Raw genomic sequence first — 6,791 nt, 5'->3', positions numbered from 1 at the left:
CGAAGCAATCCCCGTTTGCTTTACAGCTGCAAAGACTTAGGACGGGCCGCCGCTCAGACCACGGTCATAACGTCTAGAATCCATGCCGTTGCCTATCGGCGTTGCTGCGGTGCAGAAAGCCTTGTTCTGCACCGTCCTCATCCTCCGGCGAAGGTCACGGAATGGATCCTCGGGTCTTCGCTCCGCTTCGCGTCGCTACGCCCAAGGATGACGAAGTTCGGGAGGCTCCGGCCAATCTCGAACGTTTGTGCCACCTAGCGGGATTCTTTGGGCTGTCAGCGGGCTACGTATTCACACCCAACTCAGCCAGCCGCTCCACGCAGGACTCTTCAGCCTGGTCCAGCTCGGCCAGCGTCTCCTCCAGGTCGCGCCGCTTCTGGCGCAGATCCTCGCGTTTCTCCTCAATGCGCTTGATCATCAGCTTGAGTTGGCCGACCTCGCCGGGCGGCTCCTTGTACATCTGGATAATCTCGCGGATCTCGTTGATCGAGAAGCCGAGCCTTTTTCCGCGCATGATCTGGCGGATCAGGTGCCGGTCGGACGGCCGGAACAGCCGCGTGCGGCCGCGCCTTACAGGCTGCACCAGCCCTTCGTCCTCGTAAAAACGCAACGTCCGCGTCGACACGTCGAATTCGCGTGTCAGCTCGGTGATCGTGTAATATTCCCGCATTCCCGCTCCCAAGCCCGGGCATCGCCGCTTGGTGCGTCGCCCTTCCCTCCGATCAGACCCATCCCGTGCCGGAATCGGCACGTGACCCCAGGGGGCAACCTCGCACGGCATTTACGTAAAAGTCAATTGACGGCGCCTTCTTGCTTTAGCGAATGCTGAACCACCAGGTAGCCAACCCAAGGAAAGCAAAGAAGCCGACGACGTCGGTAACGGTGGTGACGAAGACGGCGGAGGCCACGGCCGGATCGATCTTGAAACGGTCAAGCAGCAGCGGGATGAGAATCCCGGCCAGTGCGGCGGCGAACATGTTGATGATCATCGCCGCCGCGATGATGCCGCCCAGATTGGCGTCGCGGAACCAGAAACCGGCAACCATGCCGATGAGCACCGCGAACACCATGCCGTTGATGAAACCGACGCCGACCTCGCGGCGGATGATGCGCGCCGCGTTGTAGATGTCGAGCTCCCGCGTCGCCAGCGCGCGCACGGTGACGGTCATGGTCTGCGAACCGGCATTGCCGCCCATGCCGGCGACGATCGGCATCAGCACCGCCAGCGCCACGATATGCTCGATCGTGCGGTCGAACAGGCCGATCACCGAAGCGGCGAGGAAGGCGGTCACAAGGTTGACCAGCAGCCAGGGCACGCGCGAGCGCGAGGTGGCGAGCACCGTGTCGGACAGTTCCTCGTCGCCGACGCCGCCCATGCGCAGAAGGTCCTCTTCCGCCTCCTCCTGGATGACGTCGACCACGTCGTCGATGGTCAGCACGCCGACCAGCCGCCCGTTCTCGTCGACCACGGCGGCGGAGAGCAGGTTGTATTGTTCGAACTCGCGCGCCGCCTCTTCCTGGTCCATCGTGGCCGGGATCGCATGCAGGGTCTCGTGCATGACCTCCTCGACCTTGACCGCGCGCTTGGTACGCAGGATCTGGTCGAGGTCGATGGCGCCGAGCAGCTTGAAGCTCGGGTCGATGACGAAGATCTGGCTGAAGCGCTCGGGCAGGTTCTTGTCCTCGCGCATGTAGTCGATGGTCTGGCCGATCGTCCAGAAGGGCGGCACGGCGACGAACTCGGTCTGCATGCGCCGGCCGGCTGTCTCCTCCGGATAGTCGAGCGAGCGCCTGAGCCTGATGCGCTCGGTGAAAGGCAGCTGCGACAGGATCTCGTCCTGGTCTTCCTTCTCGAGGTCCTCGAGGATGTAGACGGCGTCGTCGGAATCGAGCTCCTGCACCGCCTGCGCGATCTGCGCGTTGGGCAGATTGTCGACGATATCGAGGCGGATCGCCTCGTCGACCTCGGTCAGCGCGGAGAAGTCGAAATCGGAGCCGAGCAGCTCGACCAGCGCGCGGCGCTGTTCGGGATGAAGCGCCTCCAGCACGTCGCCGAGCTCCGACTGGTGCAGGTCGTCGACTTGGCGCTTGAGGGTGATCGTGTCGCGGTCGGCGATCGCCGCGCCGATCTGGGCAAGGAAGGAGGCGCGCACGGCGCCGTCCTCGCCATAGATGTCGGCATGGTGCTCCTCGGCGGGCGCGGCGCCGGTCGTCTGTCTGTCCTGGCCTTCCACCAGCGCCTCCCGCAACGAGGAATCCCGAAATGAGGTCTAGTGCATGATCCCGAAAAGTGGAAACCGCTTTTCGGGAAATCCAAACCCTGTGCGGCAGATAGCGCGGTAATAGGATTCGTCTTGGAAAGATGTCGCTCTAGCGCACGGAATAGCCAAGGAAATGTGGCGGTTGTCTTCGGCTCGCACCCCCTTCAAGAGCAGCATGCGGCGTCCCCGTCGCAGGCGTGACAATCGCTTCAGCCGACGCGACAGCGCATGTCGCTGGGGAAAGAGCACCCCTTCCCCATTGAGGCAGAATTGTCATGATGCATGATCCAGCAGGATCAACGCATCGCCAAACAGTCCGAGGACAAACGCTGCCCTTGAACATCAAGTCCGCAAAGACGAACCAAGGAAATGCCGAGCAGCGCGTTCGCGTGGTCGTTGCCGAGCGCAATCCGTTCGTCGTTTCGGCACTGCGCGAAATGCTGGAATGCGACGGCCGTTTCGATTTGCTCGGTGTTGTGCACAGCGGCGCGCAATTCCTGGAACTGGCCGCCGCCACGAAATTCGATGTTGCTGTCGTCGGCTGGAAGCTCGCCGATATGGATGGCGCCGACGTCCTCACGGAGGTCCAGAACCGCGAGCTCGGTGTGCGTATCACGATTTTCTCCAACGACCACGACATCGGCATCCTGAAGCAATGCGTGCGCCTTGGCGCGCAGGGCTACTGCTTCCAGTTCGACGAGCCGCCGGTGATCTTCGAGACGATCCTTGCGGTCGCGCATGGCCGCATCTGCATCCCCTATATCGACATCAACAAGGTCAACGACACGCCCTTGTCCCGCCTCACCGTGCGCGAGCGCGAGTTGCTGGCGGTGCTTTCCGACGGCTGGACCAACCTGCAGATCGCAACGCGGACCGGGATTTCCGAGAACACGGTGAAGTATCACCTGAAGAATCTCTATGACAAGCTGGACGTGCGCAACCGCGCGATGGCCGTCGCGCTTTATTCCAGCGAGAAACGCCGCACGTCCAAACCGCCTTTCGGTTAGGCTGCCCGGGTAGGCCAATCGGGTAGGACCATCCCACCCGCAAGGGCCAACAACTTACCCGGCAAGGTGTTGTTGCCGAGCCTCGCCGGGACGAAACTTCCTCCACTATCCCAAACGATCGGAGGAGTTTCGCGCATGGCTGGGTTCACGCATCTTTTCATCCCGGGGCCCACCAACATTCCGGAGCAAGTCCGGCAGGCCATGAATCTGCCGATGGAGGATATGCGCGCCGCCTCCTTCCCCGACCTGACCTTACCGCTGTTCGAGGACATCAAGCGAGTCTTCAAGAACGAGACCGGTCGCGTCTTCATCTACCCCTCCTCCGGCACTGGCGCCTGGGAGGCGGCGATGACGAATGTGCTCAGCCCAGGCGACAAAGTGCTGATGTCGCGCTTCGGCCAGTTCTCGCATCTGTGGGTCGACATGGCCGAGCGCCTCGGCTTCGTGGTCGACCTCATCGACTGCGAATGGGGCACCGGCGTTCCGCTCGAAATCTATGCGGAGCGGCTTAAGGCCGACAAGGCGCATCTTATCAAGGCGGTCTTCTGCACGCAGAACGAGACCGCGACGGGCGTCACCAGCGACGTCGCCGGCTGCCGCGCCGCGCTCGATGCGGCGAACCACCCGGCGCTCCTCTTCGTCGACGGCGTCTCCTCGATCGGCTCGATCGACTTCCGCCAGGAGGAGTGGGGCGTCGACTGCGCCGTCAGCGGCTCGCAGAAAGGTTTCATGCTGCCGGCCGGCCTCGGTTTCCTGTCGGTCAGCAAGAAGGCGCTGGCCGCCTCGCGGGTTTCGACGCACCGACGCTGCTTCTTCTCCTTCGAGGACATGATCCGCGCCAACGATGCCGGCTATTTCCCCTACACGCCGGCGACGCAGCTGCTGCGCGGCCTACGCGCCTCGCTCGACCTGATCGAGGAGGAAGGGCTCGACAACATCTTCGCCCGCCACCATCGCCTTGCCGAAGGCGTGCGCAAGGCGGTCGACGCCTGGGGCCTGAAGCTCAGCGCCAAGGCGCCGAAATGGCATTCCGACACGGTCAGCGCCATTATGGTGCCGGAAGGCATCGATAGCGGCGATGTCGTCAAGCGCGCTTACCAGGCCTACCAGACGTCGCTCGGCGGCGGCTTGAACAAGGTGTTCGGAAAAGTCTTCCGCATCGGCCATCTCGGCTGGTTGAACGAGGTGATGGTCTGCGCCTCGCTGTCGGCGGCTGAAATGGCGCTGCTCGATTGCGGCGTGCGTCTGGCGCCCGGCTCGGGCGTGGCCGCGGCGATCGAGCACTTCCGCCGCACGGCCGGCGTCCCGGTCGCCAAGGCGGCGTGAGGAGCGGACCATGAGCCACACCATCAACCATCTGAAGAAACTCAGGCTGCAGCGCAGCGAGCTCGCCGTCCCGGGTTCGAGCCCGGAGATGATCGACAAGGCGGCCAACAGCGCCGCCGACTTCGTCTTCCTCGACATCGAGGATGCGGTCGCGCCGCCCGACAAGGAGCGCGCCCGCAAGAACATCATCCAGGCGCTGAACGACATCGACTGGCGCGCCAAGGGCAAGGCCGTCTCGGTGCGCATCAACGGCCTCGACACGCATTACATGTACCGCGACGTCGTCGACGTCATGGAGCAGGCAGGCGACCGGCTGGACACCATCCTGGTGCCGAAGGTCGGCGTGCCGGCCGACCTCTATATGGTCGAGGCCATGGTCAACCAGATCGAGATGGCCAAGGGTTTCAAGACCCGCGTCGGCCTGGAAGCGCTGATCGAGACGGCGCTCGGCATGGCCAATGTCGAGGCGATCGCCGCTACGCCCGGTCGGCTGGAAGCCATGCATTTCGGTGTCGCCGACTATGCCGCCTCAAACAAGGCGCGCACCGTCAACATCGGCGGCCTCAACCCCGACTATCCCGGCGACCAGTGGCATTTCGCGCTGTCGCGCATGACGGTCGCCTGCCGCGCCTATGGCCTGCGCGCCATCGACGGACCGTTCGGCGATTTCTCCGATCCCGAAGGCTACAAGGCGGCCGCCAGGCGCGCCGCGGCACTCGGCATCGAAGGCAAATGGGCGATCCACCCCTCGCAGATCGCCTTGGCCAACGACGTGTTCTCGCCGCCGGAGAAAGAAGTCACGCGGGCCAGGCGTATCCTCGAAGTGCTGAAGGAGGCCGAGGCGCTCGGCAAGGGGGCGGCGGCGCTCGACGGCAAGATGATCGACGCGGCGTCGGAGCGCATGGCGCGCAACGTGCTGGTGGTCAACGAGGCGATCGAGCGCGCCGGCCAACGTGTTAGCGAAAAGAAGCCGCAAGCCGCCGCACAATAGAATGACCGGGAGGACATGATGGACATCCACGAATACCAGGCCAAGGAACTGCTTGCCCGCCACGGCGTGCATGTGCCGCGCGGCGGCCTCGCCTACAGCCCCGAACAGGCGACCTACCGTGCCAGGGAGATCGGCGGCGCGAAATGGGTGCTGAAGGCGCAGGTTCACTCCGGCGCGCGCGGCAAGGCCGGCGGCATCAAGCTCTGCTCGAATGACGAGGAGATCTCCAACGCGGCCGAAGCCATGCTCGGGCGCAAGCTGGTGACCCACCAGACCGGACCGCGCGGCAAGCTGATCTCGCGCCTCTATCTCGAGGAAGCCGTCGATATCGCGCAGGAGCTCTATCTCGGCTTCGTGCTCGACCGCAAGGAAGAGCGCGTCATGATCGTGGCGTCGGCGGCCGGCGGCATGGAGATCGAGGAGATCGCCGAGACGGCGCCGGATTCGATCATCCGCGCCACCGTCGATCCGGGCGTCGGCATGCAGCGCTTCCAGGCGCGCGAGATCGCCTTCGGCCTCGGGCTCGAGGACAATCTGATCGGCAAGGCGACCGAAACCATCCTCGGCTGCTACCGGGTGTTCCGTGATTACGACGCCACGATGCTGGAGATCAATCCGCTGGTGGTGACGCGCGACGGCAGCCTCGTCGCGCTCGACGCCAAGATGTCCTTCGATGAGAACGCGCTGTTTCGCCGCCCGGAAATCTCTGAATTGCGCGACAAGAGCCAGGAAGACCCGCGCGAGACCTTCGCCAGCGACCGCGGCCTCTCCTATGTGGGCTTGGACGGCAATATCGGCTGCATCATCAACGGCGCCGGCCTCGCCATGGCGACGATGGACATGATCAAGATCGCCGGTGGCGAGCCGGCCAATTTCCTCGACATCGGCGGCGGCGCCTCGCCCGAACGGGTGGCGAAATCCTTCCGCGCGGTGCTCGGCGACAAGAATGTCGAGGCCATCCTGGTCAACATCTTCGCCGGCATCAACCGCTGCGACTGGGTGGCCGAAGGCGTCATCAAGGCGATCCGCGAGGTCGGCGTCGATGTGCCACTGGTGGTGCGCCTTTCCGGCACCAAGGTCGAGGAGGGGCGCAAGATCCTGGCCGATTCCGGCGAGGCGGTGATCGTCGCCGACACACTAGCCGAAGCCGCCGAAAAGGCCGTCGCGGCCTGGCGCGAAGCCACCAAGAACAAAAAAGCAGCCTGA

At 64.1% G+C, this 6,791-nt stretch carries 6 protein-coding genes; 4 read left to right on the top strand and 2 right to left on the bottom strand.

Annotation, left to right across the window (positions count from 1 at the left end):
• Positions 1-283 precede the first annotated feature (283 nt).
• Both FJ956_RS14595 and mgtE read right to left on the bottom strand, forming a co-directional pair.
• Positions 284-670 (bottom strand): MerR family DNA-binding transcriptional regulator, encoded by a 387-nt coding sequence (locus FJ956_RS14595; RefSeq protein ID WP_027168973.1) that lies wholly within the window; start codon positions 668-670, stop codon positions 284-286.
• Positions 671-815: 145 nt separating this feature from the next.
• The gene (gene mgtE, locus FJ956_RS14590) at positions 816-2,234 is read right to left on the bottom strand and encodes a magnesium transporter (protein WP_140683816.1); all 1,419 of its coding nucleotides are present in this window, start codon (positions 2,232-2,234) and stop codon (positions 816-818) included.
• Between the two features lie 362 nt (positions 2,235-2,596).
• Between mgtE and FJ956_RS14585 the strand changes: the two genes are divergently transcribed.
• From FJ956_RS14585 to FJ956_RS14570, 4 genes are all read left to right on the top strand, one after another.
• Complete coding sequence (locus tag FJ956_RS14585) at positions 2,597-3,268, top strand: response regulator transcription factor (RefSeq protein WP_246672222.1); 672 nt, start codon at positions 2,597-2,599, stop codon at positions 3,266-3,268.
• A 135-nt stretch (positions 3,269-3,403) separates the two neighbouring features.
• A complete protein-coding gene (locus tag FJ956_RS14580; RefSeq protein ID WP_140683814.1) occupies positions 3,404-4,594 on the top strand; it encodes an aminotransferase class V-fold PLP-dependent enzyme in 1,191 nt (396 codons plus the stop codon).
• Positions 4,595-4,604: 10 nt separating this feature from the next.
• The gene (locus FJ956_RS14575) at positions 4,605-5,585 is read left to right on the top strand and encodes a CoA ester lyase (protein ID WP_140683812.1); all 981 of its coding nucleotides are present in this window, start codon (positions 4,605-4,607) and stop codon (positions 5,583-5,585) included.
• A gap of 18 nt (positions 5,586-5,603) precedes the next feature.
• Positions 5,604-6,791: a malate--CoA ligase subunit beta gene (locus tag FJ956_RS14570; RefSeq protein ID WP_140683810.1), complete on the top strand. Its 1,188-nt coding sequence runs from the start codon at positions 5,604-5,606 to the stop codon at positions 6,789-6,791.

Source organism: Mesorhizobium sp. B2-4-3 (assembly GCF_006442815.1).
Taxonomy (GTDB): domain Bacteria; phylum Pseudomonadota; class Alphaproteobacteria; order Rhizobiales; family Rhizobiaceae; genus Mesorhizobium.
The sequence above is the reverse complement of the archived record's forward strand: the minus strand, read 5'-3'. Positions and strand labels throughout refer to the sequence as shown.

What these genes read in the sequence shown, in the direction of transcription:
- FJ956_RS14595 (WP_027168973.1), bottom strand. Translation starts at nt 670, where the DNA reads ATGCGGGAATATTACACGATCACCGAGCTGACACGCGAATTCGACGTG.
- FJ956_RS14575 (WP_140683812.1), top strand. Translation starts at nt 4,605, where the DNA reads ATGAGCCACACCATCAACCATCTGAAGAAACTCAGGCTGCAGCGCAGC.
- FJ956_RS14570 (WP_140683810.1), top strand. Translation starts at nt 5,604, where the DNA reads ATGGACATCCACGAATACCAGGCCAAGGAACTGCTTGCCCGCCACGGC.
- FJ956_RS14580 (WP_140683814.1), top strand. Translation starts at nt 3,404, where the DNA reads ATGGCTGGGTTCACGCATCTTTTCATCCCGGGGCCCACCAACATTCCG.